The 25,803-nt window shown below is 64.1% G+C and carries 27 protein-coding genes, 1 tRNA gene and 1 pseudogene; 12 read left to right on the forward strand and 17 right to left on the reverse strand.

Features of this window, described 5'->3' with window-relative positions; translation table 11 throughout:
* Positions 1-72 precede the first annotated feature (72 nt).
* Positions 73-546, forward strand: coding sequence for a tRNA (cytidine(34)-2'-O)-methyltransferase (locus ACWPN7_RS06165; RefSeq protein ID WP_040134287.1), 474 nt, complete (start codon positions 73-75; stop codon positions 544-546).
* Between the two features lie 20 nt (positions 547-566).
* On the forward strand, positions 567-1,454 hold the full coding sequence (gene hemF / locus ACWPN7_RS06170) for an oxygen-dependent coproporphyrinogen oxidase (protein ID WP_081863142.1): 888 nt from the start codon (positions 567-569) through the stop codon (positions 1,452-1,454).
* A 10-nt stretch (positions 1,455-1,464) separates the two neighbouring features.
* Here hemF and ACWPN7_RS06175 read toward each other — a convergent pair whose 3' ends face one another.
* The 4 genes from ACWPN7_RS06175 to ACWPN7_RS06190 are packed head-to-tail and all read right to left on the reverse strand — an operon-like array spanning position 1,465 to position 4,329.
* Positions 1,465-2,703: a CCA tRNA nucleotidyltransferase gene (locus tag ACWPN7_RS06175; protein WP_459197236.1), complete on the reverse strand. Its 1,239-nt coding sequence runs from the start codon at positions 2,701-2,703 to the stop codon at positions 1,465-1,467.
* A 42-nt stretch (positions 2,704-2,745) separates the two neighbouring features.
* The gene (locus ACWPN7_RS06180) at positions 2,746-3,036 is read right to left on the reverse strand and encodes a DUF6111 family protein (RefSeq protein WP_040134289.1); all 291 of its coding nucleotides are present in this window, start codon (positions 3,034-3,036) and stop codon (positions 2,746-2,748) included.
* Positions 3,037-3,049: 13 nt separating this feature from the next.
* Positions 3,050-3,736, reverse strand: a complete 687-nt coding sequence (locus ACWPN7_RS06185; RefSeq protein WP_040134290.1) for a CoA pyrophosphatase — start codon at positions 3,734-3,736, stop codon at positions 3,050-3,052.
* Complete coding sequence (locus tag ACWPN7_RS06190; protein ID WP_200776286.1) at positions 3,733-4,329, reverse strand: DUF1285 domain-containing protein; 597 nt, start codon at positions 4,327-4,329, stop codon at positions 3,733-3,735. The genes ACWPN7_RS06185 and ACWPN7_RS06190 overlap by 4 nt, the downstream gene beginning before the upstream one ends.
* 188 nt (positions 4,330-4,517) lie before the next feature.
* Between ACWPN7_RS06190 and ACWPN7_RS06195 the strand changes: the two genes are divergently transcribed.
* The 5 genes from ACWPN7_RS06195 to ACWPN7_RS06215 all read left to right on the forward strand — a co-directional run bounded on the left by ACWPN7_RS06195 (position 4,518) and on the right by ACWPN7_RS06215 (position 11,635).
* On the forward strand, positions 4,518-5,561 hold the full coding sequence (locus ACWPN7_RS06195; RefSeq protein WP_372712363.1) for an AAA family ATPase: 1,044 nt from the start codon (positions 4,518-4,520) through the stop codon (positions 5,559-5,561).
* A 10-nt stretch (positions 5,562-5,571) separates the two neighbouring features.
* Positions 5,572-6,471 carry a DUF58 domain-containing protein gene (locus tag ACWPN7_RS06200; protein ID WP_014198437.1) on the forward strand — a complete coding sequence of 300 codons (900 nt, stop codon included), beginning with the start codon at positions 5,572-5,574 and terminating at the stop codon, positions 6,469-6,471.
* A 163-nt stretch (positions 6,472-6,634) separates the two neighbouring features.
* Positions 6,635-9,385, forward strand: coding sequence for a DUF4159 domain-containing protein (locus ACWPN7_RS06205; protein ID WP_459197235.1), 2,751 nt, complete (start codon positions 6,635-6,637; stop codon positions 9,383-9,385).
* On the forward strand, positions 9,382-11,481 hold the full coding sequence (locus ACWPN7_RS06210) for a hypothetical protein (RefSeq protein WP_456531798.1): 2,100 nt from the start codon (positions 9,382-9,384) through the stop codon (positions 11,479-11,481). The genes ACWPN7_RS06205 and ACWPN7_RS06210 overlap by 4 nt, the downstream gene beginning before the upstream one ends.
* 79 nt (positions 11,482-11,560) lie before the next feature.
* Positions 11,561-11,635 (forward strand) — tRNA-Gln (locus ACWPN7_RS06215).
* Positions 11,636-12,017: 382 nt separating this feature from the next.
* On the opposite strand, the gene ACWPN7_RS06220 is transcribed toward ACWPN7_RS06215, so the two are convergent.
* From ACWPN7_RS06220 to ACWPN7_RS06235, 4 genes are all read right to left on the reverse strand, one after another.
* Positions 12,018-12,839, reverse strand: coding sequence for a hypothetical protein (locus tag ACWPN7_RS06220; RefSeq protein ID WP_492273159.1), 822 nt, complete (start codon positions 12,837-12,839; stop codon positions 12,018-12,020).
* Positions 12,840-12,911: 72 nt separating this feature from the next.
* The gene (locus ACWPN7_RS06225; RefSeq protein ID WP_492273160.1) at positions 12,912-13,616 is read right to left on the reverse strand and encodes a glutathione S-transferase C-terminal domain-containing protein; all 705 of its coding nucleotides are present in this window, start codon (positions 13,614-13,616) and stop codon (positions 12,912-12,914) included.
* A gap of 445 nt (positions 13,617-14,061) precedes the next feature.
* On the reverse strand, positions 14,062-14,541 hold the full coding sequence (locus tag ACWPN7_RS06230) for a hypothetical protein (RefSeq protein ID WP_492273161.1): 480 nt from the start codon (positions 14,539-14,541) through the stop codon (positions 14,062-14,064).
* Positions 14,541-15,665 carry a helix-turn-helix domain-containing protein gene (locus tag ACWPN7_RS06235; RefSeq protein ID WP_492273162.1) on the reverse strand — a complete coding sequence of 375 codons (1,125 nt, stop codon included), beginning with the start codon at positions 15,663-15,665 and terminating at the stop codon, positions 14,541-14,543. Before ACWPN7_RS06235 ends, ACWPN7_RS06230 begins: the two co-directional genes overlap by 1 nt.
* Here ACWPN7_RS06235 and ACWPN7_RS06240 point away from each other — a divergent pair, their 5' ends adjacent.
* On the forward strand, positions 15,666-16,181 hold the full coding sequence (locus ACWPN7_RS06240; protein ID WP_492273163.1) for a hypothetical protein: 516 nt from the start codon (positions 15,666-15,668) through the stop codon (positions 16,179-16,181).
* A gap of 175 nt (positions 16,182-16,356) precedes the next feature.
* On the opposite strand, the gene ACWPN7_RS06245 is transcribed toward ACWPN7_RS06240, so the two are convergent.
* From ACWPN7_RS06245 to ACWPN7_RS06255, 3 genes are all read right to left on the reverse strand, one after another.
* Positions 16,357-16,632, reverse strand: coding sequence for a hypothetical protein (locus tag ACWPN7_RS06245; protein WP_492273164.1), 276 nt, complete (start codon positions 16,630-16,632; stop codon positions 16,357-16,359).
* Between the two features lie 128 nt (positions 16,633-16,760).
* On the reverse strand, positions 16,761-17,663 hold the full coding sequence (locus ACWPN7_RS06250; protein ID WP_492273165.1) for a hypothetical protein: 903 nt from the start codon (positions 17,661-17,663) through the stop codon (positions 16,761-16,763).
* 691 nt (positions 17,664-18,354) lie between these two features.
* The gene (locus tag ACWPN7_RS06255; RefSeq protein ID WP_492273166.1) at positions 18,355-18,594 is read right to left on the reverse strand and encodes a capsid cement protein; all 240 of its coding nucleotides are present in this window, start codon (positions 18,592-18,594) and stop codon (positions 18,355-18,357) included.
* Between the two features lie 458 nt (positions 18,595-19,052).
* Between ACWPN7_RS06255 and ACWPN7_RS06260 the strand changes: the two genes are divergently transcribed.
* On the forward strand, positions 19,053-19,841 hold the full coding sequence (locus tag ACWPN7_RS06260) for a DNA/RNA non-specific endonuclease (RefSeq protein ID WP_492273167.1): 789 nt from the start codon (positions 19,053-19,055) through the stop codon (positions 19,839-19,841).
* Between the two features lie 67 nt (positions 19,842-19,908).
* Positions 19,909-20,163: a hypothetical protein gene (locus ACWPN7_RS06265; RefSeq protein WP_451994057.1), complete on the forward strand. Its 255-nt coding sequence runs from the start codon at positions 19,909-19,911 to the stop codon at positions 20,161-20,163.
* 54 nt (positions 20,164-20,217) lie between these two features.
* On the opposite strand, the gene ACWPN7_RS06270 is transcribed toward ACWPN7_RS06265, so the two are convergent.
* From ACWPN7_RS06270 to ACWPN7_RS06285, 4 genes and pseudogenes are all read right to left on the reverse strand, one after another.
* On the reverse strand, positions 20,218-20,586 hold the full coding sequence (locus ACWPN7_RS06270; RefSeq protein WP_492273168.1) for a ribbon-helix-helix domain-containing protein: 369 nt from the start codon (positions 20,584-20,586) through the stop codon (positions 20,218-20,220).
* A 751-nt stretch (positions 20,587-21,337) separates the two neighbouring features.
* Positions 21,338-21,727, reverse strand: coding sequence for a DUF4113 domain-containing protein (locus tag ACWPN7_RS06275; RefSeq protein WP_492273243.1), 390 nt, complete (start codon positions 21,725-21,727; stop codon positions 21,338-21,340).
* A 484-nt stretch (positions 21,728-22,211) separates the two neighbouring features.
* Positions 22,212-22,613, reverse strand: a pseudogene (locus tag ACWPN7_RS06280) (Y-family DNA polymerase); the annotation flags it as partial.
* A gap of 5 nt (positions 22,614-22,618) precedes the next feature.
* Positions 22,619-23,047, reverse strand: a complete 429-nt coding sequence (locus ACWPN7_RS06285) for a LexA family protein (protein ID WP_407824949.1) — start codon at positions 23,045-23,047, stop codon at positions 22,619-22,621.
* A gap of 224 nt (positions 23,048-23,271) precedes the next feature.
* On the opposite strand from ACWPN7_RS06285, the gene ACWPN7_RS06290 reads away from it, so the two are divergent.
* A complete protein-coding gene (locus ACWPN7_RS06290; protein WP_459197226.1) occupies positions 23,272-23,517 on the forward strand; it encodes a hypothetical protein in 246 nt (81 codons plus the stop codon).
* Positions 23,518-23,528: 11 nt separating this feature from the next.
* Here ACWPN7_RS06290 and ACWPN7_RS06295 read toward each other — a convergent pair whose 3' ends face one another.
* Both ACWPN7_RS06295 and ACWPN7_RS06300 read right to left on the reverse strand, forming a co-directional pair.
* Positions 23,529-23,927 carry a hypothetical protein gene (locus ACWPN7_RS06295; RefSeq protein WP_492273169.1) on the reverse strand — a complete coding sequence of 133 codons (399 nt, stop codon included), beginning with the start codon at positions 23,925-23,927 and terminating at the stop codon, positions 23,529-23,531.
* A complete protein-coding gene (locus tag ACWPN7_RS06300) occupies positions 23,924-24,670 on the reverse strand; it encodes a hypothetical protein (RefSeq protein WP_459197224.1) in 747 nt (248 codons plus the stop codon). Before ACWPN7_RS06300 ends, ACWPN7_RS06295 begins: the two co-directional genes overlap by 4 nt.
* Before the next feature lie 176 nt (positions 24,671-24,846).
* On the opposite strand from ACWPN7_RS06300, the gene ACWPN7_RS06305 reads away from it, so the two are divergent.
* The gene (locus ACWPN7_RS06305; protein ID WP_459197223.1) at positions 24,847-25,725 is read left to right on the forward strand and encodes a DMT family transporter; all 879 of its coding nucleotides are present in this window, start codon (positions 24,847-24,849) and stop codon (positions 25,723-25,725) included.
* Positions 25,726-25,803 lie beyond the last annotated feature (78 nt).

Consider the following 25,803-nt stretch of genomic DNA (forward strand, 5'->3'; position numbering starts at 1 on the left):
GTTTTGTCATCGGGACAACTTGTCGCGCTTTGCGGTGCACCATTAGACGTCGCTGAACCAAAAGGGAATTTCATGCGCCTCGTTCTCTTCGAACCGGACATTCCCCAGAACGCCGGGACTCTGATGCGTCTGGCGGCGGGACTCGGGGTGCCGCTGGACCTGATCGAGCCCTGCGGCTTCGTTCTGGACGACCGCAAGCTGCGCCGGGCCGGGATGGACTACATCGACCAGCTGGCTCTGGTCCGGCACAGCTCCTGGGCGGCCTACCGGGCGCTGCCGCAGGCCGGGCGGCTGGTGCTGCTGACCACCCGCGGCGCCGTTCCCTACACCGAGTTCGCCTTCGCCCCGGACGACCGGATCATGGTCGGGCGCGAAAGCGCCGGGGTGCCCGACGACGTGCACGCGGCGGCCGACGCCCGGCTGGTCATCCCCCTGATGCCGCCCGCCCGGTCGCTGAATGTTGCGCTGAGTGCCGCGATGGTGTTGGGTGAGGCCCTGCGGCAGACGGCCGCATTGCCGAGACCCTCGCCCCTTCCTTCGCCCTGACCGACGCCGGACGCCCGCCCATGACCACCTCCCCCACCGACGCCATGGACATCAGAACCGCCCGTCAGGCTCAGGCCAGCGCCTGGTTCGCCGAACTGCGCGACCGCATCTGCGCCGAGTTCGAGCGGATCGAGGACGAGCTGACCGGCACCCATGCCGACCTGCCGCCGGGCCGCTTCGAGCGCAAGCCCTGGCAGCGCCCCGACCATGGCGGCGGCGAGGGCGGCGGCGGCGTGATGTCGGTGATGCGTGGCCGCGTGTTCGAGAAGGTGGGGGTCAACGTCTCCACGGTGCACGGCACCTTCAGCCCGGAGTTCCGCGCCAACATTCCTGGCGCCGCGGAAGACGGGCGGTTCTGGGCGTCGGGGATCAGCCTCGTCGCGCACATGCGCTCGCCGCTGGTGCCGGCCACCCACATGAACACGCGCCACATCGTGACCAGCCTCGGCTGGTTCGGCGGCGGCGCCGACCTGACCCCCATGGTGCCCGACGAGCAGGACACCGCCGATTTCCACGCCGCCTTCCGCAACGCCTGCGACCGCCACGACCCGACCTGCTACGCACGTTACAAGGAATGGTGCGACCGCTACTTCTTCCTGCCGCACCGGGGCGAGGCGCGCGGCGTCGGCGGCATCTTCTACGACAACCTGGATTCCGGGAATTGGGAGGCCGACTTCGCCTTCACCCGCGACGTGGGCTTGGCTTTCCTGGAGGTCTTCCCCGCCCTGGTTCGCCGCCACATGAACCGGCCCTGGACCCCGGAGCAGCGCGAGCACCAGCTGATCCGCCGCGGCCGCTACGTCGAGTTCAACCTGCTCTATGACCGCGGGACGACCTTCGGCCTGAAGACCGGCGGCAACACCGAGGCCATCCTGATGAGCATGCCGCCCGAGGTGAAGTGGCCGTAACGACGGCGCTTCACCCCAGACGCCGCCTCGCCTCCGTCAGGCACTCGTCCCGTCCCGGTCGGAAGTCCTCGGCGATCCACCATGCCTCGACCTGCTTCAGCAGCGCGCCCACCGCCGGGCCCCGCGGCATCCCCATGGCCAGCAGGTCGCGCCCGGCGATGGGAAGGACCAGGGACGGCAAATCCTCGGCGGTCGCCAGCGCCGCCCTGACCGCGTCGAGCGCCACCGGTCCGGGCGCGTCCACCGCCGCCAGCAGCACGAGATCGCGGTACAGTCCGGCGTCGCCCAGCCGATAGAGCGCCTGCCGCCGCTTCACCGGCCCATCCGACGGCGACACGGCCATCGGCGGCTCGGTCAGGGCGGCGAGGCGGTCGCGGTCGGCGTTGGACAGGCGCAGGGTCTGCGCCACGGCCAGCGCCCCCGCCCGGTCGGTGTCCAGCACGGCGGCGAAGCGGCGCACCGCCTCGGGCGGTTCGTCCAGATCGTGTTCCAACCGGACCAGACCGTCCAGCCGAGCGGTGCGCACCGCGTCCGGCAGCAGATGGACCATCACGCCGAGCCGGATCATCAGCGCCCAGGCCGACGCCGGGTCGGGCGCCGCCAGCAGGCGGGACAGCTCGCCCCGCACCCGTTCCCCGGACAGGGTGGGCAGGCGGGGGGCCATCTCCGCGCAGGCGGCCAGCGCCGCCTCGTCCGGCGCGCCGCGCCCGTAATGGGCGTGGAAGCGGAAGAAGCGCAGCAGGCGCAACACATCCTCCTCGATGCGCTGGCGCGGGTCGCCGACGAAGCGCACCCGCCCGGCGGCCATGTCCGCCAATCCCCCGAAGGGGTCGTAGACGCAGCCGTCCAGCGTGCAGCTCAGGGCGTTCATGGTCAGGTCGCGCCGGGCGGCGTCCTCCCGCCAGTCGTCGGTGAATTCGACGCGGGCGTGACGCCCGAAGGTCTCGACGTCTCGACGCAGCGTGGTGATCTCGTAATGGGCCTTCCCCACCACGGCGGTGATGGTGCCGTGCTCGATCCCGGTGGGAATGGCGCCGATGCCTGCGGCCTTCAGCAGCGCCATCACCCGTTCCGGCGGGGCGTGGGTGGCGATGTCGATGTCCTTGACCTTGCGGCCCAGCCACGCGTCGCGCACGCAACCGCCGACGAAGCGGGCGTCCGCCCCTCCGGCGGCCAGGGCGTCGAACACGGCGCGCGTCTCGGGGGCGGTCATCCAGGGCTGGGGAGCGATGCGGGCGTTGACGGTCATGGCGGCAGGCTAGCCCGCAAGGCATTCAATTGCCAGAGACGCTCAATTGCCAGACGCCCCGCCGCCAACCACCCTCCCGTCTTCGACATGGGCCGGGGTGTAGGGCGTGTGCGGCGGCACCCCGCTGGTCATGGCGACCGAGCCCAGGGTCACCGCCATCGCCGCCACCCCGGCGAAGACCAGCCAGGGCCAGGGCGCCGTCGCCCACCACGGCGCCGGGCTGTGCGCCTCCTCCGCCTCGCGGCGGCGGCGCTCGACCACCAGCACATACAGGGCGTAACCGACCGTGGGCAGGACCAGGGGCAGGATGACCGTCAGGAAAATCCGCAGCACCGCGCCGCCCGCCCTACGATGATCCGCCGGCGGGCACGTCGCCCAGGCGATCGCTTCCCAGGCCGTCGCACCCCAGCCCCTCGCCCAGCCCCTCGGCACGCAGGACATCGCAGAGATTCACCAGCATCCCCGCCGTCGCCCCCCAAATGAAGCGCTGTTGGTAGGGGAAGGCGTAGAAATAGCGTTGCGCACCCTGGAATTCGCGGCTGTGGCGCTGCGGGTTGGTCGGGTCGAGGATGGCGGCCAGCGGCACCTCGAACACCTCCGCCACCTCGGTCGGGTCGGGAGTCACCTGGAAAGGCGGGCGCACCAGCCCGACCACCGGTGTCACCCGGAAGCCGGTGCGCGTCACGTAGGTGTCGAGCCGACCCAGCACCTCGATGTGGTCGCGCCCCAGCCCGATCTCCTCCTCGGTCTCGCGCAGGGCGGTGTCCTCCGGGTCGCGGTCGTCGCTCTCCATCCGCCCGCCGGGGAAGCTGATCTGCCCGGCATGGGCCGTCAGGTTGGCGGTGCGCTGGGTGAAGATGACCGTCAGCTCCTCCGGACGGTCAACCAGCGGCACCAAAACGGCGGCCTCCCGCAGCTTGCCCTGGGAAGGCTCAAAACCGGGATTCAGATCGTGGTCGCCGCGCACCTTGACCGGGCGCAGGTCGGCGGCGGCGCTTCCCGGAAAGCGCTTGCGGACCTCGTCGAGACTCACCCGCCAGGCAGCCTGCCCAGCGCGAAGAAGACCTTCTTGCTCCATACCCCCACCTCAGCCTCACCATCATGGCCGCGCGTATCGGCCCGGTCTACCATTTCGTAGTAGACCGGCCGGAGAATTCGCGCTTCGAGCCCGTTTCTTATGAGGATATAGGGCGTCGGTTCGCCATTTTCAGGATTGTGGACCACCCGAATTGGATGATCGGGCCCGCAATCGACCCATTCGTCTAAATTTGTACGGAAAGACAGGACCTGTTCGTCTCCATTTCCGCTTGTGGCCATTTCCACGGCGACGAACGGCGTGTCCTCGACCACGATCCGCCCGCGCTCGACCGGGGTGACCAGCCAGAAATCGCCCGCCTCATCCCGCCGCAGGACGGTGGCGAACAGCTTGACCAGTTCGATCCGCCGGATCGGGTCGCCCTCGTGGAACCATGTGCCGTCGCGGGCGATGCGGATGTCGAACCGCTGCTCCCTTGCGGTCAGAGGCAGAGCGGGGGGCGGGCTTTCGACGTTTTCCCCACCGGTCACCTCACCGGGGCGCGTTTCATTTGGGCGCTTGTCATTCGCCCCGTCATTGCCGACCTTCATCGCTAGCCTTCTCGTCTTTTTCGGGCCTGAGGGGCACAGAGGGAACTGGCCGCGCAACGTAATTTCGCCATACTCGTCACATAGGTCCGGACTGGCGGATTTGCCACGATGGCTGTTTCGACCCAAGTGGTCATGGTTGGGCGGTCATGATTGCCCACCGAGTGCATGGTCTTAACGGGAGCAGAGACGTGAGCGCAACCGACGCCGCTAATCCGGGGGCCAATCTGGGCCAGAGCTTTCCCGCCGGCGAGAACCCGCACCAGCTCATGGCGGAGATCGAGGCCCTGGGCGGCCGGCTGACCCATGTCCGCGACCGCATCGGCCGGATCATCTTCGGCCAGCAGGAGGTCATCGACCTCACGCTGATCACGCTCCTGGCCGGCGGCCACGTGCTGCTGATCGGCGTGCCGGGCCTCGCCAAGACGCGGCTGGTCGAGACGCTGGGCACCGTGCTGGGCCTCGCCGAGAAGCGCATCCAGTGCACGCCCGACCTGATGCCCGCCGACATCCTGGGGTCGGAGGTGCTGGAGGAGAACGAGCAGGGCCGCCGCTCCTTCCGCTTCATTCCGGGGCCGGTGTTCAGCCAGCTGCTGATGGCCGACGAGATCAACCGCGCCAGCCCACGCACCCAGTCCGCCCTGCTCCAGGCGATGCAGGAGCGGCGCGTGTCGGTCGCCGGCCACTACCACGCCCTGCCCCAGCCCTTCCACGTCCTGGCCACCCAGAACCCGCTGGAGCAGGAAGGCACCTACCCGCTGCCGGAAGCCCAGCTCGACCGCTTCCTGATGCAGATCGACGTCGATTACCCCGACCGCGACGCCGAGCGGCGGATGATGATCGCCACCACCGGTTCACTGGACGAGCAGGCGGTGACGGTGCTCTCCCCCGCCGACCTCCAGGTCGCGCAACGGCTGGTCCGCCGCGTGCCGGTCAGTGAGGGCGTCGTTGACGGCATCCTCGACCTCGTGCGGCGGGGCCGTCCGGAGGCGACCGACCTGCCGGAGGTGCAGCGCCACGTCGCCTGGGGTCCCGGCCCGCGCGCCAGCCAAGCGCTGATGCTCGCCGCCCGCGCCCGCGCAGTGCTGGACGGGCGGCTGGCGCCGTCGCTGGACGACGTGGTGGCCCTGGCGAAGCCCGTGCTGCGCCACCGCATGGCGCTGAACTTCGCGGCGCGGGCGGACGGGATTACGCTGGACGATATCATCAACCGCCTCTGCGCCCCGTTGTCGTAAGGACCCGCCGATGGCCAGTCCCACCCTTGGCGCCACCACCCTGCGGGCGCAGCAGCGCGCGGAGGGGCTGGCCGCCACCCTGCCGCCGCTGCTGGTCGCGGCGGAGCGCGTCGCCTCCACGGTGGCGCAGGGCGTTCACGGACGGCGCCGCGTCGGGCTGGGCGAGACCTTCTGGCAGTTCCGCCGCTACCAGCCCGGCGACTCGCCGCAGATGATCGACTGGCGGCAGTCCGGCAAGACCCAGCCCGTCTATGTGCGCGAGAACGAGTGGGAGGCCGCCCAGACCGTCTGGCTGTGGCGCGACCGCTCGCCTTCCATGGACTACCGCTCGGTCAACGGCCTGCCGACGAAGCGGGAGCGCGCCGACCTGCTGACCCTCGCCGCCGCGGTGCTGCTGGTGCGCGGCGGCGAGCGGGTGGGCCTGCTGAACTCCGGCCAGCGCCCGGACCATGGCAAGTTCGCCCTGAACCGCATGGCCGGTCAGATGACCGACCCGCGCAACGCCCATTCTCCCGACGCGCTGCCGCAGCCCGAGCCACTGCCCCGCCACGCCCAGGTGGTTCTGGTCGGCGACCTGCTGTCGCCGCTGCCGGAGATCCACGCCACCGTGTCGGCGCTCACCGGACGCGGTGTGCGCGGCCATCTGCTGCAAATCCTCGACCCGGCGGAGGAGACCCTGCCCTACGAGGGCCGCGTCGAGTTCGAAGGCTTCGAAGGCGAGGAGGAATTGCTGGTGCCGCGGGTCGAGGCGGTGCGCGAGACCTACCTGGAGCGGCTGCGCGCCCACCAGGACGGCCTGGACGCGCTCGCCCGCACCGCCGGCTGGACCTACGCCGTCCACCGCACCGACCGGCCGCCCCAGACCGCCCTGCTCGGCCTGTGGGGCGCCCTGGCGCGCGAGGCGGTTTAGGTGGCGCGGCGCGGCGCCCCCACCCTCCCGCTTCGCGGGCCCCTCCCCTCCCCCGCTCACGCAGGGGAGGGCTATATCTCCCTCCCCTGCGAAGCGGGGGAGGGCCGGGGTGGGGGCAATTGCTTCGCACCCGATTCCTCATCCTCCAACAGCGTAGACGCCGATGCTGGGTTTCGGACCGATCGCCTTTGCCGTTCCGTGGGTGCTGGCCGCCCTGGCCGTCCTGCCGGTGCTGTGGTGGCTGCTGCGCGTCACGCCGCCGGCCCCGCGGGTGGTGCGCTTCCCCGCCATCCGCCTGCTGCGCGACCTGACGGCGCGGGAGGAGACTCCCGCCCGCACCCCGCTGTGGCTGCTGATCCTCCGCCTGATCGTCGCCGCCCTGCTGATTCTGGCGCTGGCCGGGCCGCTGCTGAACCCGCGCGCCGCCCTGCCGGGCAGCGGGCCGCTTCTGTTGCTGGTCGACAACGGCTGGGCGTCGGGCCGCGACTGGACGGGCCGCCGCGCCGCCATGGAGGAGCTGGTGTCGCAGGCGGAGCGGCAGAACCGCCCGGTCGTCCTGCTGCCGACCGCCCGGCCCGCCGGGGGCGAGGCGGTAAAGGCCAGCCCGCCCCTGCCCGCCTCGGAGGCCCGCCGTCTGATCCAGGCGTTGGAGCCGCACCCCTGGTCGACCGACCGCGCCGGCGCGTTGGAGGCGGTGCGCGGTCTCGCCGCGCGCGGCTCCGCCCACACCGTCTGGCTGTCGGACGGCATCGGCGACCGCACCGCCCGCGGCCTCGCCGAGACGCTGCAGCGCATGGGCTCCCTGGAGATCCTCGACGATTCCGCGGAGAAACCACCTCACCTGCTGCTTCCCCCGTCGTCGGAGGGCGCCGGTCTGACGGCCCGCGTGGTGCGCGCCGACGCCTCGCGTCCGGAAAGCGTCACCGTGCGCCTGTCCGGCGCCGACGGCCGCCTGTTGACCCGCCAACCTGTCGCTTTCGACACCGGGCAGCTCACCCGCGAGGTGCGCTTCGAGGTGCCGGCGGAGCTGCGCAACGACGCCGCCAGCCTGCGCGTGGAGAACGACACCACCGCCGGGGCCACCGTCCTGCTCGACGAACGCTGGCGCCGCCGCCCGGTCGGGCTGGCCTCGGGCCGCGCCAACGGCGAGAACCAGCCGCTGCTCTCCGACCTGCATTATCTGGAACGGGCGCTGGCCCCCTACAACGAGGTGCGGCGCGGCGAGCCGGACGAGCTTCTCAAGCGCGACCTCGCCGTGCTGGTCCTGTCGGACATCGGCGCCCTGACCGGGCAGGAAGCCCAGACCATCGAGGACTGGGTGCGCAAAGGCGGTGTGCTGCTGCGCTTCGCCGGGCCGCGGCTGGCCCAGAATCCCGACCGTCTGGTCCCGGTGCGCCTGCGGCTGGGCGACCGCGCGTTGGGCGGCGCCCTGTCCTGGTCGGAGCCGGCGAAGCTCCAGCCCTTCGACGGACGCAGCCCGTTCGCCGGCCTGCACATCCCCGACGACGTCGCCGTGTCGCGGCAGGTGCTGGCCGAACCGGCGCTCGACCTCGCCGACCGCACCTGGGCGCGGCTCCAGGACGGCACGCCCCTGGTCACCTCGGAAAAGCGCGGAGACGGCTACATCGTGCTCGTCCACACCACCGCCAGCCCGGAATGGTCCAACCTGCCGATGTCCGGCCTGTTCGTCGACATGCTGCGCCGTCTGGTGACGCTGAGCGGCGGCGTCGCCGGGGGCGCCCATGGCGGCACGCTGGAGCCGCTGGAGGTTCTGGACGGTTTCGGCCGGCTGGTGCCGCCGCCGGCCGCCGCCTTCCCCATCGCCGGGGACGCCGGGGCCGACGTGCTCGGCCCGCGCCACCCGCCGGGCTTCTACGGCACCGAGGAGGCCCGCCGCGCCCTCAACCTGACCGCCACGCTGACGCGGATCGAGCCGCTGGGCGCCATGCCCGGCGGGGTCGCCCGCGGCCCCTACGGCACGCGGGGCGAGGTGGCGCTGAAGCCGGCGCTGCTCGGCATCGCGCTGTCGCTCGCCATGATCGACCTGCTGATCGCCCTGATGCTGCGCGGCCTGCTCGGCGGCTTGCGGTTCGACGGCAAGGGGTTCGGCGGCAAGAGGCGCCGCGCCGGGGCCGCCGCCGCGATCCTGCTGACGCTGGGCGCGGCGCTCCCCATGGCCGCAGCGCCCTGGCAGTCCGCCCGCGCCGACGACGCGCAATCGACCAAGGTGACGGCGGAGACCTACCTGGCCTATGTGCGCACCGGGAACGGCGCGGTGGACGACACCTCGCGCGCCGGTCTGGAAAGCCTCGTGGACGTGCTGACCCGCCGCACCGCGGTGGAGGCCGCCGGGGCGGTCGGCGTCGATCCGGAAAGCGACGAGCTGGCCTTCTACCCCCTGCTCTACTGGCCGGTGTCCGGCGGACAGCGCGCGCTGAGCGACCACGCCCGCGCCCGGCTGAACGAGTACATGCGCAACGGCGGCACCATCCTGTTCGACACGCGCGACCAGTCGGCGGGTGCCGTCGGCGGCAATCAGGCGCTCCAGGGCATGGTGCAGGGGCTGGACATCCCGCCGCTGGCCCTGGTGCCGCCCGACCACGTGCTGACCAAGTCCTTCTACCTGCTGAACGATTTCCCCGGCCGCTACAACGGCGGCAATCTGTGGATCGAGGCGCGTGAGGGCCGCGCCAACGACGGCGTGTCCCCGGTGCTGATCGGCGGCAACGACTGGGCCGCCGCCTGGGCGGCGAACCGCAACGGCCAGCCTCTGTACGCCGTCGTCCCCGGCGGGGAGCGGCAGCGCGAGATGGCCTACCGCTTCGGCGTCAACCTCGTCATGTACGCGCTGACCGGCAACTACAAGGCCGATCAGGTCCATGTGCCCGCGATCCTTGAGAGGCTCGGCCAGTGACCCTGCTTGACGGAACCTCCATCGCTCTGGCGCCGCTGCTGCCCTGGGTCTTTCTGGTGCCGCTGTTCGTGGTGGCGCTGGCGATCCTGGCGCTGGCCGTCTTCCGCCGGGCGCGCGGCGTCTGGCTGCGCACTCTGGCGGTGGCGGTGCTGGCGCTCGCCCTGATCAACCCGTCGCTGGTGCAGGAGAAGCGGGAGCCGATCAAGGACGTGGCCGTCGTCGTGCTCGACGCCTCGCCCAGCCAGAACATCGGCGACCGCCGCGGCCGCGCCGAGGCCGAGCTGGAGCGCCTGACCGAGCGGCTGAAGGCTTTCGACGATCTGGAGCTGCGGGTGGTCCGCGCCGGGGACGCGGAATCCGGCGCCTCCGCCATCAACGAGACGCACCTGTTCGACGCGCTGAACCGCGCCATGGCCGACGTGCCGCGCCGCCGCATGGCCGGGGCTGTGCTGATCACCGACGGGCAGGTCCACGACGTCCCGGAGAACCTCGCCCGGCTGGCCGAGATCGGCCCGGTGCACACGCTGCTGACCGGTAACCGCGACGAAGGCGACCGCCGTCTGGCCATTGTTCAGGCGCCGGCCTACGGCCTCGTCGGCAAGCCGGTGGAGCTGACCATCCGGGTGGATGACATGCCGCGCCGCCAGTCGGCCGACGCGGCGGTGACGCTGCGCCAGGACGGCGGGCCACCGCGCACCATCCGCGTGCCGGTGGGCCAGGACTTCCACATGGAGCTACCGGTCAACCACGGCGGCCAGAACGTGCTGGAGATGGAGGTCGAGGCGGCACGGCAGGAGCTGACGCTCGCCAACAACCGCACCGCCGTGGTGGTGAACGGGGTGCGCGACCGCCTGCGCGTCCTGCTCGTCTCCGGCGAGCCGCACGCCGGCGAGCGGACGTGGCGCAACCTGCTGAAAGCCGACCCGTCGGTCGATCTCGTCCACTTCACCATCCTGCGCCCGCCGGAGAAGCAGGACGGCACGCCGATCCGCGAGCTGTCGCTGATCGCCTTCCCGATCCGCGAGCTGTTCGAGATCAAGCTGGATGAATTCGACCTGATCATCTTCGACCGCTACCGCCGGCGCGGCGTGCTGCCGCAGATGTATCTGGAGAACATCGCCGAGTACGTGCAGAAGGGCGGCGCCCTGCTGGAGGCGTCCGGCCAGGGCTACGCCACGCCGCTGTCGCTGTTCCGCACGCCGCTGGGCCAGGTGATGCCGGCGGAGCCGACCGGTCAGGCCATCGACCGCCCCTTCAAGCCGACCGTGACGGAGGTCGGCCGCCGCCACCCGGTGACCGCCGGCCTGCCCGGCGACCGCCCGGACGGCGAGCCGAGTTGGGGCCGCTGGTTCCATCAGGTGGAGGTCGTGCCGGGCAACGGCGCGGTGGTGATGAACGGCGCCGACGACCGCCCGTTGCTGATCCTCGACCGCGTCGGCAAGGGCCGGGTGGCGCAGCTGGCCTCGGACCAGATGTGGCTGTGGAGCCGCGGCTTCGAGGGCGGCGGCCCCCAGGCCGAGCTTCTGCGCCGCCTCGCCCACTGGCTGATGAAGGAACCGGAGTTGGAGGAGAACGACCTGCGCGCCCATGTGGACGGCAACCGCATCACGGTGGAGCGTCGCTCCCTGGAGCCCGACCCGCGCAGCATCACCCTCACCACCCCCTCCGACGAGACCCGGACTCTGGAAATGACCGAGGATCGCACCGGCCGCGCCAGCGCCACCGTGGTCGCCGGCGAGCCGGGCATCTACCGCATCACCGACGGCGAGCGCACGGCCCTGGCCGTGGTCGGCGCCGTCAACCCGCCGGAACTGGCCGATGTGCGCTCCACCGGCGACCGCCTGTCGGGCGTCGCCGAGGAGACCGGCGGCGGTGTGCATTGGATTTCCGACACGGAAGGCGGCGTGCGCCCCGGCATCGACGTGCGCCGCACCCTCCCCGACCGGACGCGGACCGGCAACGATTGGATCGGCCTGCGTGCCAACGGCGATTTTACGGTGACGGGGGTGTCCGAGGTGCCCTTGCTGCCGGTGGGCGCTGTGCTGGCGCTGGCGCTGGGCGCGCTGTTGATGGCTTGGCGTCGTGAGGGGCGGTAAGGGTCAACGAAGCTGTTGCAATCGGGTTGGGTTTCCGCTTATGGTCCCGACCCTTCCGGCGCTGATCGCGCCGTTCGGTTGGGGCGTCGCCAAGCGGTAAGGCAGCGGTTTTTGGTACCGCCATTCCCAGGTTCGAATCCTGGCGCCCCAGCCAACCTAACCCACTGTTTTTGTTCTCGTTTTTGGGTTGGTTGGGGTTCCTTTTCGTGTGCACCAGACTGTGCACACATGGTAATCGAACCCGTTGAAAATCCTCGCTTTCCAATTTTGTACGAAAGTTTCCGGTGCACACCATGTGCACACGGTGGAGCCCGATTTGGACTTGTCTGGTCCTGAGGGGCGACGTTGTGCGAATCGGGCGTTCAGCTGCACCGCGGGCGAATCAACATCCCCTCGTCAGCCGCCAGACCGGCCTCGCCGTGCACCAGCCGGCGACGGTCTTCGATGGCCGACACGACGAGTTGACGATTCTCGACCAGCGTGCTCGTGGTATGGATGTTTGGGGCTCCGAACTCGACCGTAAGCCAATGGACGCTTCAGGTTGCGCGACCGTTTTGCGCCCCATTTTCCGGCACCGGGTTGGGGGCGACCGAGAGGCCCAGGCACCAGCCAAGGTAAAAGCGAAGATCCTCGTAGAAGGCCTCCGGCGTGTAAAGCTGCAGGCCTGGGCTGTCGATCAATTCGGAACCCGCCTGAACTCCCCAAGCCAGTAGCATCCAACTCCCTGCTACCCACGCCGTGAGCTGCGCTAACACCGGAATGGTGCTCGCATCCCAACGGCGAAGAACGACTCTGCTGCCAATCAGTGCGATCAAAAAGCCGGGCACTGCGCTCGTCACCACGATCGGCCAACCCCATCCATAAGAGTGGCCGATGAAGACAATCCATACGCACGCTAAGCCCGTCGCCGGAAGAGCCAGCCGGCGAGAAGTGCCCGAGACGAACCAAGCAGCCGTGACCGCTGCCGGAATCGAAGCCCACTCGCAAGCGCTGTCGATCGCTCGTGCCAAACTGGCTTTCTTAGCTTCGTCACCGGCGTGTTCAGCGCCTATATACGCAATCATCGCTTCGTGGATGCACACGACGACAATCCCAAAAGCCAGCGACACCAGAACGCCAAGCAGCATTCCACCGGATGGTGCGTGCGCCAAATGCCATCGCCCAGCCTTGAGCCGTTCCACCAGCGGTTCGACGAAGAAGGCGAAGAGCGTGCCAATGAACAGTGCGGAAAACAGCTCTGCGGCCCCGAAATGGCCACGCATCAGCACAAACCCTTGCCAGAGCAGTTCCGGGGCGAAAGCGCAAACCGAAACCCACAGCGTGTAGACTGTATAGGCCAAAGCACGAGCGAATGGCACGGATTGCCTCCATCAAACGGCCGCGCCGACGTGACGCTGGTTCCCGTCCAGTTTCGCCCGCCAAGGCCTCCCCTATACGGGCTGCGCCAAACTCACCAATGGAGCCGTGCGACGACAGAAGTCGACTAGGTTGGGCTGTGCCGTAACAAAAGCGCGCAACGGCGTATCGATTTCGTACCAGTAAATGTTGGGCAGAAAGCCCATCAGCGCCGTGTCGACGCTGTGTGGAGTATCGCCGAACAGGAAGGGCCGGTCCGCCAAGGTACCAGCGATGGCGTTCAGATCAGCGACACCGCGGCTGTATACTTGGTCAGGATCATAACGGCCGATGCCTTGGAAGTAGTAGCGCTTTAAGTTGTATTCCCGTGCTGCCTCTAGAAGAGCATCAGTGAGGTCTGGATGCGTGTTGAGCAGTTGGCTCCGAAACAAAGGCCAAAAACGATCATCGGACCACCGCGAGTAGGACATTACCCAATACAGATTATCGAGCGTGCGCCGGATCATATGGTCGATGCGTCGTTCATCTTCACTAAGGTCATCATCGACCGGCAAGTAGTGCTGTCGGATCAAGTGCGTGATGATGAAATCACTGTCTCCGATCACAGCGCCCTCATCCTGGATATACGGCAGCTGCCCGCGAGGGGCATCATGGGCGTCGATGATATGCTTCTGCTGATAGGGCAACCCACACAGGCGCAAAAACGCCACAACCTTGAGGCCGTAGGGATTGTTGTCCGCCAAGCCATAAAGGTGGGGGTAGGTGTACAGCGTGATCATAGCCGGCTCCGTCCACTTGCAGCCCGGCTGGGGCCACGATCCGGTACCAAAGGGGATCGGCGACGGCCACATCCCCTTTGGCCCGCTATTCAGCTTGGCATGGAGTAGCAACCATTGAATATACTATCATTAGGACAGGGGCCATATTGAGCGGAGCGAGATGAGAAGCAACCAGCCGAGAGGTCGAGGCGACATCCAGCGCCAGAGGGGCGGACACCGCCCCTCCCGCCCGGCTGGCGAGCTGCGTCACCATCATCACCATGCAGGTGAGCAGTTCCAGGCGGGCGGGTGAGTGCCCCGATGGGATCGGGGTTGTCAGGGGGCTGCCCTTCCCTGCCCTTCGGAATGGTCGGCGGTTGGGCGGTGACCCTGGATGGGCATCGGCCCCAAGACAAGCCGATGCCTCATAAGGGATAATCTATAACAATACCACTGAATCATACCATTAATGCTGCCCAGAACATTGGATAGCTGAGACCACATCTTGAACCGATTGGACGGATCGGGAGTTTAGTTCGCATTTTGTTACGATCTTTTGGCAGTCTACGAGTCCTTTTCCTGACGTTACCAGAACCGAACCGGCATAGTGCGCGGCAGATACGGCCTCAAAATGCCCCGTGGAAGGAATCGACCCAAAAATACTTGTCCCATAGCACTCCATTAATGATTCAACCATAACAGAAGCCTCCAAAGGTATCGTCATATACTTTTTTGGACTTATAGACTTAAAATCTTCATAAAGCTGTGGATACAATGCCTTCATCTCATCGCTGACCGACCGTATAATATGCATATCGCCCCTCTCAATTGCCCCAATAATTGCTGACTTAATACTGTTTCTTTTTGTTTTCAGCACTTCTCGCATCCCATGTAAGTCAATAATCCACAAGGGATTTCCTTTGTTTTTTGCAGATGCCGCCACCATTAGACGGCCTCGAATAACTGGTTTTGATATTTCGGCTTGAGACCGCAAAGCCTATATATGTCAATCTCATCAAGTTCTCCACGCCGTCGCGCGCCGCCGAGCAACCGCAACAGAAGCGATCCATACATGGTTCGCTTAGTTTGCAATGGGTCAGACTGCACGCCACCTCCGCTATCGAGGTCACCTGGAGGTGTTGGCCCTTTGAATGTCGCTCTCCACTTATCGCATTCGCGCTGGGTCAGATACCCAGTCTCCACAAGACGCCATACAAGAGCCTCCTGACTAATGCCTAACTTAGAAGCAAAAAGCCTTATAAAATTCTGGTCACAAGACGGCTTGTATCGAAAGCGCTCAAGTCCAATACGAATAATCTTATCCGGAGCAAGGAGGTAGGCCGCAAATTTATTGCAGAACTTTTCTACCTTATTAGCAGATATAGACGGATTAGAGGTTCCTTCCTTTCTTAAGAGAATATGACAAAACTCATGAGCAAGCGTAAAAAGCTTGCGCGCCTTACTACACATCTTTGTGTTAATAACTATGACATGGTGATTGTCATTTGCCTTCACATAAAACCCTGAAAAAGAAGCGTCATCAAAGCTTTTGTGGAAAACCATCACGCCAAGATCTTCAATAAAGCTTCTTAAGCTCATATATAACTTATTTGCATCTCGCAGCTCTAACTGTTCCTCAAGGCTAACCCCCCACTTTTTTCGCCACTTTCCAGCAAGATCTATGGCCTCTTGGACGGTAAAATTTGTAGATACTGGCGATAAACTTTTATCGATACTTAGATTTATATCTAGCTCCATAAAGGTGCTGGAGATTTTCTCGACGAACGAAACCGCCTGAAGCGCACCTCTATTTAATTTTGCTGTGTGTGGATTCGCAGACCGGAAGTCTACGAGAGAAACAAGAGGGAGTTCCTTGCTTGTGAACAGCGCCGGAATCGGCACAGCAAGCTCCTTGGCAATTTTCACGATGTCCGCATCGGACAAGGTGTCGCAGCCCTCCAAAGCTTCATCTAGAACCGTACTCGGCACGCCCGATCTGCGTGCCAGGGTTGCTAAAGTCATGCCCCTTGCTTTAAGGATGCTAGAAAGAGCTTTAGTGGAGACTTTCACGTGCTTTCGAGCCTTCTTAACTCTCTCGCCAGCGGCATGTGCAGCCTTACGTTCGGCAAACTGGCGAATGTCCAAACGGTTGGTATCGGACTTTACCTTGCATTAGCCGTTATTCAAGCGGTATCTGCAGGCGGCGTTACAGGGCTGCGACGGCGCACCACAGCTCTTCAGAGCGCGGCTGAGGCGTCTGAAATATCAGCGGAATATGAAGCTATAAGATCAATACAAGTCGATGTTAGCAGGCTTGAAATTAGTTTTCAGGCAATTAACAAGTCGGTGTTATGGCTATCAGTCACACTGTTTGTTATAGCGATCGCATACTTTGCTTATTGTACTATTTTGCAAGACTCCAATGCTACAACCCCGGAAATAGCTTTCATATTTATTTATTATCTCATTCTTCCGACTATTATTTTTGCTGGGATTGCTCTTCATATAAAAGGACGGTGCAGGGACACAGGGAGGCAAATCAAGGATGCTGAACGAAGAGTAAGAAATGCTACGTTTGGGCTTTGATAACGTAGCCTAACCCTTCAGCAGATTCGGTATGGGGCGGAACCACAGTCCCGCCCCTATCCGCTGCCGATCCCCTACGCAGCCGCCGCGGTGCTGGCGCCGTTGCTGGCGGCCTCCACAGCCCCACCCAAGGGCGGCCAGGACGCGCGGGGCCAGTTCCTCCCAAACCTCCCCCCTACCCCTTCACCCTCTCCGCCAGGAGCCGGGACTCGTTCGCCTTCCGCCAGCTCTCCACCGCCTCGACGTCGAGCAGCCCATCGTCCCGCACCGGCATACCCCGCTTCACCCAGCGCGTGAGCGTCGGGTTGGACACGCCGATGTGCGCGGCGTACTGGAGACGGATCATGACGCCTTCCAGGCCAGCGGCGGCGATCAGCCGTTGCTGTTGGCTGGCCACCTTGGCTTGCCGGCCGGCCTTGCCCCGGAGGTCGGCGACATGCGCCTCCAGCACCTCCACTCGGCGCAGGACATCGGCTATGGCGCCGGCCGCGGGATCGGGCTGGCCTTCGGGCGCACCTGGGAAGCTGGAGGTATCATGGCCACCATGACCCTATCCCGCCCGGGCCAAGGATCTGTTGATTAATTATCTGGTTTGCTCAAAGACATTCTAGAAGCAACATCCTCAACCTGTTGGCCAAACGCAATCATATCAACATTGCTTATACTTTTCAGACACTCGCCCGATAACTCAAGCGGATCATAAATAATTCCATAACGAGCACGCCCAATGTGAACTCCAACAACAGGGGCTCCCCGCATGTTTGGCCCATAGATGCTGAAACCAAATTCAGTCATACCACATTTGTACATCTCTTCCCTCAAGACTTTCTCCACCGGATCTTCAACTGGCTCGTCTTGAGAAGGAATTTTCACGGTGTCCCAGCGGAAGCAGGCCGCTAGGGTCTGATAAGTGTGCCCCACTGGCGATGCTAGCGCTTGTACTGGCATGCCTCCCACTGAGGGCGTGCTCTCCCATTGGGTAACATGAGTAATTGCCCTAGAAATTGCGTGTTGGACGTAATCCAATTCATCAGGATTAGGGGCGCCAAAAGCGGTGTGAATAGGCTGGTTACGAAATTGGTCGTAGAGTTCGGAAACTCGGTTTGCAATTTCCTCGTCCCCAATCCAGCACCCTCGCGGCTCCGGAATTGCAAATCCACCTGAAATTCTCCTAAGAACTGGCCGAGGCTCATGCGAACACATAATAAAGTCCACATCATCTTCAGAAGAAGCTTTTCTTAATATATCCACGACATCTTGAAAACTACCATCTCCTTCAAGAGTTTTTCGGGCGTTCTTAGCAGCAACAACACCTGCTCCAGCGTTTCCCGCATAAGATATCGTTACCTTGGCGCTTACAATGATAGTCTTCAAAGCACCAGGAATATGGTTGCGGATCTTGTTAGAAGCTGCGTCAGATATTGCGGTATCAGACACAGTGACGATCCAATCGTCTACAAGCTTCGCAAAAACTATAGTCACTTAATTCTCCTTATTTTTTCTCAGCTTCCGGACAATATCTGCCAGGAGTTATTAGTCTGCCCACGCGTACTGCCGGCAAAACCCGCGCTCACGGTCATGAATATGCTTACTTGTGGCATTCTTTGTCCGCGGCAATCCAGCCTTTACCACAAGGCTTCCCTTTATGCTCCACCGGCTTGTCGACGCGGCATTCCTTGTCCTGAGAGATGTAGGAGTTGCCGCAGAGTTTCCCCCGCCTCTCCTCGGCTACAGGACCAGAACCCGAGTAGACCGCTGAAGAGAGGGAACTGCTGGAAGTGCCTCCGCTACTGGTCGACGTTGTGGAAGCGGGAACAAACATCAGCAGAGCAACGAACCCAGTAAGGATCACACCCTGTGCAATGAGAAAGCGAATTAGATAGGGTCCGCTTCTCTGCCAACTTTTATCCAGAAGCTGCCGCACTAGACGCATCATCCAGCGTTTGACCATTTCACCCGCCCTTTGAAAGCCAGAAGAGCGTATGCGCGCGTGGGACGAGTTGGCAACCTCCAATGCGCTAAATGGAATTACCGATTTCTCCCCTCACACCATCAGCATCCCATCCGGCCGGGCGTCGGTTTCGTAGACGCTCGGGCCGGTGTACGAGCAATGGAAAGGGGGCGGAACCGCGGTCCCGCCCCTACCCATCGGCCCAGCTCCTGCCCGCCCAGGTCAGGCCGCCGCGGTGCTCACGCCGTCCAGCCGCACCGTGACGGTGCTGGCGCCGTTGCCGGCGGCCTCCACAGCCACGCCCACTGGATTCAACCCGGCGCCGGGCGCGTCGCTCTGGTGCGCGGTGTCGTCCCAGCTCACCCGGCCGCCCGCGGCGATCACGACGGCCGGCTTCTTCGGCAGGATGAACACGCCCTCGGTCACGCCCACCAGGGCGGCGCCGCTCGCCGCGTTGGCCATCCCGCCCCATTACACGGTGCGATCCAGTCCGCTTCGTCGCGGAGCCTCAACGCGTCTGCCGGTACCGGCTGACCATGCTGTCGGTAACGTCCTTCGGAAAGCAAAGCGGTGACCGCCCGCCCGGCCGGCTGTAGGCGCTGTTCCCACCGCACCGCCGCCCGTTCCGCATCGTGTTGTATGGGCACGGGCAGTTACCTGGGTAGGACGCGATCGACTCCTGAATGATTCGCTCCCTCACCTCGTCATCGGTGAGCGCTGGGCCGCGGGCTGTTGCTGGCGAAGCGGATATTGCGATGATGAGCCCAATCAAGGGCAGAAGGAGCGAGCGACGCATCGGTCTCACCAACTGGAAGGCGAATCACACTATATCCTGATGAGAGATCCTTAAGGCTTCATTGCAACTACCTCAAACCGGGCGGCATACTCCGGCCCCGCCGCCATGCAAGAGGAGCCGCCCTATGTTCGGACGCCACATTGCCGCCGTTCTTGCCTTCGGCGCCCTCACGCTTGTTGGGCCCCTCCAGAACGCCGCAGCAGCGCCGACCGATTGCCCGCAGCACTTCCTCGATGGACAGGCTCCGGACTTGGTCCGCCAAGCTCTCTCGGCAAAGACCCGGCCTATCTGCTACAGCGCGTACGCCCTGCTCCACTCCGGGGTGAGCCGCACTTCCCTCTGGTCAGCCGAACACCTGACGGCCGACCGGTTAGCCGCCGCACGGGAGATGAAGCGGAAGAACACGTTCCATCCTGATCCCAACCTGCCGCCGGACGAACGTGCGGAACTGGACGACTACAAGGGGTCTGGCTTCGACCGCGGCCACATGAGCCCCAGCGGAGACATGCCGAACGCCCAGGCTCAGCATGAGAGCTTCAGCCTCGCCAATATGATCCCTCAGAACCGCAGGATGAACCAGATCATCTGGGAGCAGATCGAGTCGGCGACACGCGATTACGCTGTGCGGAGCGGTGAGCTATACGTCGTGACCGGGCCGATCTACCAGCGCGGCGCGACCTTCGAGCGGATCAACGGGCGCGTCATCGTGCCGACGCATGCGTTCAAGGCGATTTACGACCCGGCCAAGCGCGCCGCCGGCGCCTACGTGGTCGAGAATATCGACACCAGAGCCTTCAAGGTCATGTCCATTGCCGAACTGGAGCAGCTCACCGGCATCTCCGTTTTTCCAGCACTTCCAACCGAAGCGAAGGCGACCGCAATGGCGTTGCCCACGCCGAAGCCGCGCAGGTGACGATGGCGGCCAGCCGTGACCGCCTTACATTCACACTAATGCCGTTCCTGCCCCTCGAGAGGTGACCATGCCGTCGCAGATCAAGCCCTTCGCAAGCGAAGCCGAATCGCTTCAAGTCGACGAACTCACCGTCGAGAACCAGACCGACCGGGTGTCGATCTATGGCAGCCTGATCGTCACCAAGGACAAGAAGGGGCTCCAGCATGCTCGCGAGTTGAAGGCTATCCTGGATGACGTCGTCGCCGCGCTGGAGAAGGAGCAGGCACTGCCGGACCAGGTAGCGAACAAGCCGACTGATAAGGTGGAAGATCCTTGGGGTTAAGGGGAAAATACGCAACAGATGCGTTGAACTCACCTCGATCGCAGGCGGGGCCTGTTAGGCAATCAGGCCCCTCTCCTCGCTGACCTGCTGCCCAGAGTGTTCCGGCAGTTTCACATCTTTCATCTTCGGAGCCGCATCCAGCGCCATCGCCTCCACAGGATCTCCACACCCATGCCCGGCCAAACGGTGCCCTTCTTCAGTGGCTGCGGCCCGGTAATAGTCGGCGACGAAGGTCCGGACCGACGACGTGAGATTCAAGCAGCCCCCTGTCAACGCAATAACCTTCCGCTCCACCAAGCTCACTACTTGGCTCACCCTCATGCCTTCCCGCCGGCCGATATCGTTCAGCGATTCCCACATCGAGGGCTCCAGTCGCATCGACGTGCGACGCCCGTTCACGAAAACATTCTTCACAACGAGCATGACCACCCTCCAGCGCGCGCACGCCAAGGTATGATTTACAACTTATAAAATCAATAACTCTAACTATACGTACAACGTGGCGTAAAACCCAAGAAACCCATGCCACAACACGGTGGCCGCTGGGCAGCCTTCCAAAATGCAAGGTTCAGAGGCGGTCGACCGTGAGTGCGTCGGTCGAGAACTGTGCGAAACCACTGCCAGCCATTGATGTTGGTGAAGCAGGAGCCGATCCAGGCCCTTCATCGGTCCATCCGATCGACGGAGCACCTGAATGGCTTCCAACCGTCAACAACTCACCTGACAGAGGCTGGAACGTCATGGTCGATCAGAGGACGCCCCCAACTCGGACCGCCACGCAGGCCCGCCAAGGCAGTATTAAACACGTCGGTCGGTATGTTCTCGGGATAAGTCTGCCGCTCGCAATCGTCGCCATGATCGCTGTTTACATGTTCGTCTTCTAACCCGAGCGGATACTCACTTCCATATCCTTGCTTTGTCGGAGAGAGACTGTGAGCATTCAGTGCCGTTGCCTCCTCATCCGTGAAGGAGAGGCGCCTATCTGGAGCGAGAAGGCGTTCCGCTTGCCGCCGAGCCGGGGCGACGGCGTGCAGTTCGAGGAGAATGGAACGCCATTCACGTTCCAAGTCACCGAGATCCTGCACACATTATCTCTGGATGGCGTGGATTTCGCGCTGATCCTCACCGAGGTGCCCGGATCACGGGGCAAGCCGTTCAGGGTGTTGTTCGAAGATCAAGCCCGCACCACCGGCACGTCGTCCAACTCCGTCGTGTAGCTGGGCGACCGGCTGTCCTGGCGCATCCGCCACGCCCGGCCCATGGTGGCCGCCGGCACCAGCGTGTCCCGGCCCATCCGGCTGTTGATCGCGTCCATCGCCGCCATGAGCCGGGCGCCGCGCGCCCGATCGGCGGCGGCCAGCAGGTCCGGCTGCACCTTGGTCACCGGAACCAGGCCGGTCAGGATTACTCCAGCCTTGGACATGGCGAACCCGTCGCGCCAGATCCTGCGGGCGCCGGCCGTCGCCGCGGCGATCAGCGCGAAGGTGTCGTCGGTCGCCGGCCGCAGCTCGACGGTCGCGGCATTGCTGTAGGCCGGGCCGGGCCGGAAGGGCGACGTGTGCATGAAGACTTGGAGGGCTTCGGCGGCCAGCCCTTCGGCGCGCAGCTTCTCCCCGGCTCGAGTTCGCGTAGGCTGCGACCGCCTCCCGCATTGGCTCCCATTCCGTGACCGGCGTCCCGAAGCTGCGGGTGACCGCCGTCGTCTTCCGAGGCGCCGGCGCCTGATCGAGCGGCAGGCAGGACAGGCCGCGCAGCTCGTAGACGATCCGCTCGCCAACCACGGTCAGCACCTGCCGGGCGCGCCGGGGCTCCATGTCGCGCAGATCCGCCGCGGTCTTCACCCCCAGCATGCCCAGCTTCTCGGCGCTGCGCCGGCCGATGCCCCAGACGTCCTCGACCGGCACGACGCGCAGCACGTGCTCACGCTCCGATTCGCGACCGAGGTCGCAGACGCCGCTGTCGTCCAGCAGCGTCTTCTTGGCCGCGTGGTTCGCCAGCTTGGCCAGCGTCTTCGTCACGGCGATCCCCACGCAGGTCGGTATGCCGGTCCACCGCCGGACCGTCGCCCGGATCTCTGCGGCGTAGGCCTGCAGGTCCCGGCCCTCGAAGCCGCTCAAGTCGAGAAACGACTCGTCGATGCTGTAGACCTCCAGGCGCGGGGTGAAGCCGCGCAGGCAGTCGGTCACCCGGGCCGACAGGTCGCCGTACAGCGAGTAGTTGGAGGACAACACCCGCACCCGATGCTGGCGGACCAGATCACGTACCTCGAACAGCGGCTGGCCCATCTTGACGCCCAACGCCTTCAACTCGGCGCTCCTCGCGACGAAGCAGCCGTCGTTGTTCGAAAGCACGCCGACGGGCACGCCCTCCAGCCGGGGGTCAAACACCCGTTCGCACGAGACGTAGAAATTGTTGCAGTCCACCAGCCCGTAGACCCGCGGCGGCGCCATGGCCGTTACCGCCGATGCAGGCGCACGGTGCTGGTGACCACGCCCCACACCTCGAAGCCGGGCCGGTCGGTGACCTCGGTGGGGCGGTAGCTCGGATCGTCGGTCTCCGGCATCAGGTACATCCGTCGGCCCCGGATCAGCAGCCGCTTGCAGACCAGCTCGCCGTCCAGAACCGCGACCACCACGTCGTCATGCCGGGCGGTCAGGCTGCGATCCACGATGGCCAGATCGCCGTCATGGATGCCCGCCCGCGTCATGCTGTGACCGGCAACGCGCAGGGTGAAGGTGGCGCTGGGGTGTGGGACCAGCACCTCGGCGAGATCGATTCGGCCCTCGACATAGTCCGCCGCCGGGCTGGGAAAGCCCGCCGACACCACCGCCTCGACCGCCACCACCGGACACGACGTCATCAACACCGGAACCGGCGTCTGCATGCCCACCTCCCCCATTTGGACCCTCAGGCGAGGATGGCGCGGAATGAGAACTTTTCAAGAACTAAAAGAGGTTGACGTCGACGCTGGAGAGCGCGGAGTAGCGGTCAAAATGGGAATATCGTCCCGGTTTATCACCCGCAGGATGGTGGCGGTTTCACCCTGCCCGTCCTACACCTCCCCGCCCCGGGCCGGCTCTCGGCGGGAGGCAACACCAGAGGCATCGCATGAACTATCAGGATCTGCTCAAGGCCATCAATATCGGCCCGCGTGATCCAGGCGGTTGCACCCCGCCTGTGGTCGAGGCGGCGCGCGCCGGTGGAGAAGACGCCCACCTACTGGTGAACGCCATCCATGGGTGGGAGATCCGGAACAAGCGCAAAGCCGGCCCAGGCGATGAGGCCGAGATTCTGGCTGTGCGCGATCAGCTCGTTGCGAACATGGGGGCGACGCGGAGCAAGGCCGCAGATTGACCTTGATCGGTTCACCGTCGCTGAACGTTTCCTCCACCTTGCCATCTCGTCGGTGATCGGCAATAGCGGATCGAGTCAAACCGATCATAAACCTGAACGAACTTGATCGAACCATTCATATCGAGCGGACAGCGTGCAAACAATAGAACGATGCCATATTCATTCACTGAAGTCTCATAACATATATCAACAACATTGTAGGGATTATCATTGGTTACTGATTTAGCATGAATAATGAGCGTGTCATTAGGTGATTTTTCCATACGATCCAGCACCGCTGCATCACACATTTCGAACGCGGATTGAGGGGACAGTTCACCAGCTTTAGCGTCGTTAGCGAAAGCTCCCAAGACAAACAGCGCGCCAATGAGTAGAGCGAAAAACTTTACAGAATACACATCCACCATCATTCACCCGCCTCCATTATTTGAAGGCTGAACTCGCTCTTTGCCAACCATGTGGCGTTAGCGAGCCCGTCGCGCAGAATTTTCACTAACTCAGTCTGAGCGATAGATTTCTCTTCTTGCGACACAACGCGCGAATTGTCCCACTCACAAATCAATACCTTAAGAATGCGATCTTTAATCGAAATGATGCGAATTGACCATTTGGTTTCCGGACCCCATGGGAATGGGTGATAGAATATATCCCCTGCCTCGAAAGAGTAATTGGGCGGTATTCCTTGCGTCCAAACCTTAGAGCGCGTCGAAGCTTCCATATTGCATAGAATATCGAGTGCGCTTCGAAATGCTTTATGGACACCAAACACCCAGCCAATGGCAAACCCATCATTTCCAAAATTAATATCAATGGATGTCGTGCGGATTGGATCTGTCTCCGGCCTCGGCCAATAGCGCGGCTGCACACCGCCGGCCTCCAACAACAATCCACTCAAGTATTTTGGAATGTCAGATACAATTTCGCCAGTATCTTTGTCGGCGATCTCAAGGATGCGATTCGACAGAAAATCCTTGAGGCGCCGCTCGCCTTCTTCGCGACACCGCAGTGACACCCGATAAGTTCCATCATCAGTGTCATACTCATCCACTTGCACAAGGGTTACGACCCTTCTCGACCTAACTCGGTCTGACCCAACATAATCTAGTTCGAGCGCCTTCCCAAGGCCGCCTGAAAGCTGCCGTTTGTTCTTCATTGCGGACCCCACGCCTCGGAAAAAACAACCCCACGCGCCTAGAATGCGCGTAAAATCCACCGAAGCGAGTATCGCCGTGGAGGCTATCACGAGTCTAGACCAAGCTTGGCGGAATTGATCCTGTGGAGCTTCATCTGCTAGCCCTTCCACACCTCGAACGGTGGAAGCCTCCCGACATGCCCCGCCCCTCGATCACCGGCGCTCTGTGGATCATCGCGTCGGCGCTCGCATTCATGGCCGCTAACATCGCGATCCGGCACCTGGGCGCCAAGCTGCCGCCGCTGGAGATGGCCATGTTCCGGTCGGCCGGCGGCCTGATCATGGTGCTGGTTGCGTGGCGTGCCTTCCTCAACCTCCGCCATCTCCGTGACCCGCACATCCATCTCGTGCGGGCGGTTGTAGGCGCGGTATCGCTGATGGCGCTGGTCCACTCCTACGCCACCCTGCCCGTAGCCCTGGTCACCGCCTTCATGTACGTCCGGGCCGTGCTTGTGGTGTTCATGGCTCGCCTGTTCCTCGGCGAGCGGGTTGGCCCCGACGTCTGGGCCGCCGTTTGCCTCGGCATTGCTGGGGGCGTCGTCGCGCTCTGGCCTCGCCTCACGGCCATTGGGACGCCGGCGGCTGTGTGGGACGGTTGGGAAGCGCTGATCCTGCCACTCGCCGCCCTTGCCGGAGCCGGGAGCCACATCTGCATGCGCAGGCTGGCCCTGACCAACCCGCCGAGCGTCGTCGTGGCCGTCTCCGCGATCCTGGTGACTGCCGTTGTGGCGGTGCCCGCGTCCAGCGTGGCGATCGAGCCGCCAGCCGCCGATATCCCGCTGCTCGTCGGTATGGCCCTGCTAAGCGGGCTGGCTCAGTGGTTCACGGTCCGTGGCTACCGCTACGCCTCCCCTGCCCGGCTGGCACCGTTGTCGCTGATCGACGTGCCGATTGCCCTGGTGGCCGGTTACGCGCTGTTCGGCGAGGTGCCGGGAGGCATGCAGGCGGTCGGGTCGATGATGATCATCGGGGCGGCGCTATACGTGTTTCGGGCGGAGCGGTCCGATTCGCGCTGAGATTCGTCCGAGTCGCGTCCCGATTCTCCCGGCATAGTCTTCGATTGTTATCGAAGAGGGCAACACAACCAGCCTATT

Source organism: Azospirillum sp. UENF 312511, assembly GCF_058780635.1.

What these genes read in the sequence shown, in the direction of transcription:
- ACWPN7_RS06200 (WP_014198437.1), top strand. Translation starts at nt 5,572, where the DNA reads ATGGCCAGTCCCACCCTTGGCGCCACCACCCTGCGGGCGCAGCAGCGC.
- ACWPN7_RS06290 (WP_459197226.1), top strand. Translation starts at nt 23,272, where the DNA reads ATGAACTATCAGGATCTGCTCAAGGCCATCAATATCGGCCCGCGTGAT.
- ACWPN7_RS06260 (WP_492273167.1), top strand. Translation starts at nt 19,053, where the DNA reads ATGTTCGGACGCCACATTGCCGCCGTTCTTGCCTTCGGCGCCCTCACG.
- ACWPN7_RS06175 (WP_459197236.1), bottom strand. Translation starts at nt 2,703, where the DNA reads ATGACCGTCAACGCCCGCATCGCTCCCCAGCCCTGGATGACCGCCCCC.
- ACWPN7_RS06230 (WP_492273161.1), bottom strand. Translation starts at nt 14,541, where the DNA reads ATGGTGGCGGCATCTGCAAAAAACAAAGGAAATCCCTTGTGGATTATT.
- ACWPN7_RS06225 (WP_492273160.1), bottom strand. Translation starts at nt 13,616, where the DNA reads ATGATCACGCTGTACACCTACCCCCACCTTTATGGCTTGGCGGACAAC.
- ACWPN7_RS06305 (WP_459197223.1), top strand. Translation starts at nt 24,847, where the DNA reads ATGCCCCGCCCCTCGATCACCGGCGCTCTGTGGATCATCGCGTCGGCG.
- ACWPN7_RS06270 (WP_492273168.1), bottom strand. Translation starts at nt 20,586, where the DNA reads ATGCTCGTTGTGAAGAATGTTTTCGTGAACGGGCGTCGCACGTCGATG.
- ACWPN7_RS06205 (WP_459197235.1), top strand. Translation starts at nt 6,635, where the DNA reads ATGCTGGGTTTCGGACCGATCGCCTTTGCCGTTCCGTGGGTGCTGGCC.
- ACWPN7_RS06190 (WP_200776286.1), bottom strand. Translation starts at nt 4,329, where the DNA reads ATGAAGGTCGGCAATGACGGGGCGAATGACAAGCGCCCAAATGAAACG.
- ACWPN7_RS06295 (WP_492273169.1), bottom strand. Translation starts at nt 23,927, where the DNA reads ATGATGGTGGATGTGTATTCTGTAAAGTTTTTCGCTCTACTCATTGGC.
- ACWPN7_RS06165 (WP_040134287.1), top strand. Translation starts at nt 73, where the DNA reads ATGCGCCTCGTTCTCTTCGAACCGGACATTCCCCAGAACGCCGGGACT.
- hemF (WP_081863142.1), top strand. Translation starts at nt 567, where the DNA reads ATGACCACCTCCCCCACCGACGCCATGGACATCAGAACCGCCCGTCAG.
- ACWPN7_RS06255 (WP_492273166.1), bottom strand. Translation starts at nt 18,594, where the DNA reads ATGGCCAACGCGGCGAGCGGCGCCGCCCTGGTGGGCGTGACCGAGGGC.
- ACWPN7_RS06300 (WP_459197224.1), bottom strand. Translation starts at nt 24,670, where the DNA reads ATGAAGAACAAACGGCAGCTTTCAGGCGGCCTTGGGAAGGCGCTCGAA.
- ACWPN7_RS06285 (WP_407824949.1), bottom strand. Translation starts at nt 23,047, where the DNA reads ATGCAGACGCCGGTTCCGGTGTTGATGACGTCGTGTCCGGTGGTGGCG.
- ACWPN7_RS06265 (WP_451994057.1), top strand. Translation starts at nt 19,909, where the DNA reads ATGCCGTCGCAGATCAAGCCCTTCGCAAGCGAAGCCGAATCGCTTCAA.
- ACWPN7_RS06275 (WP_492273243.1), bottom strand. Translation starts at nt 21,727, where the DNA reads ATGCACACGTCGCCCTTCCGGCCCGGCCCGGCCTACAGCAATGCCGCG.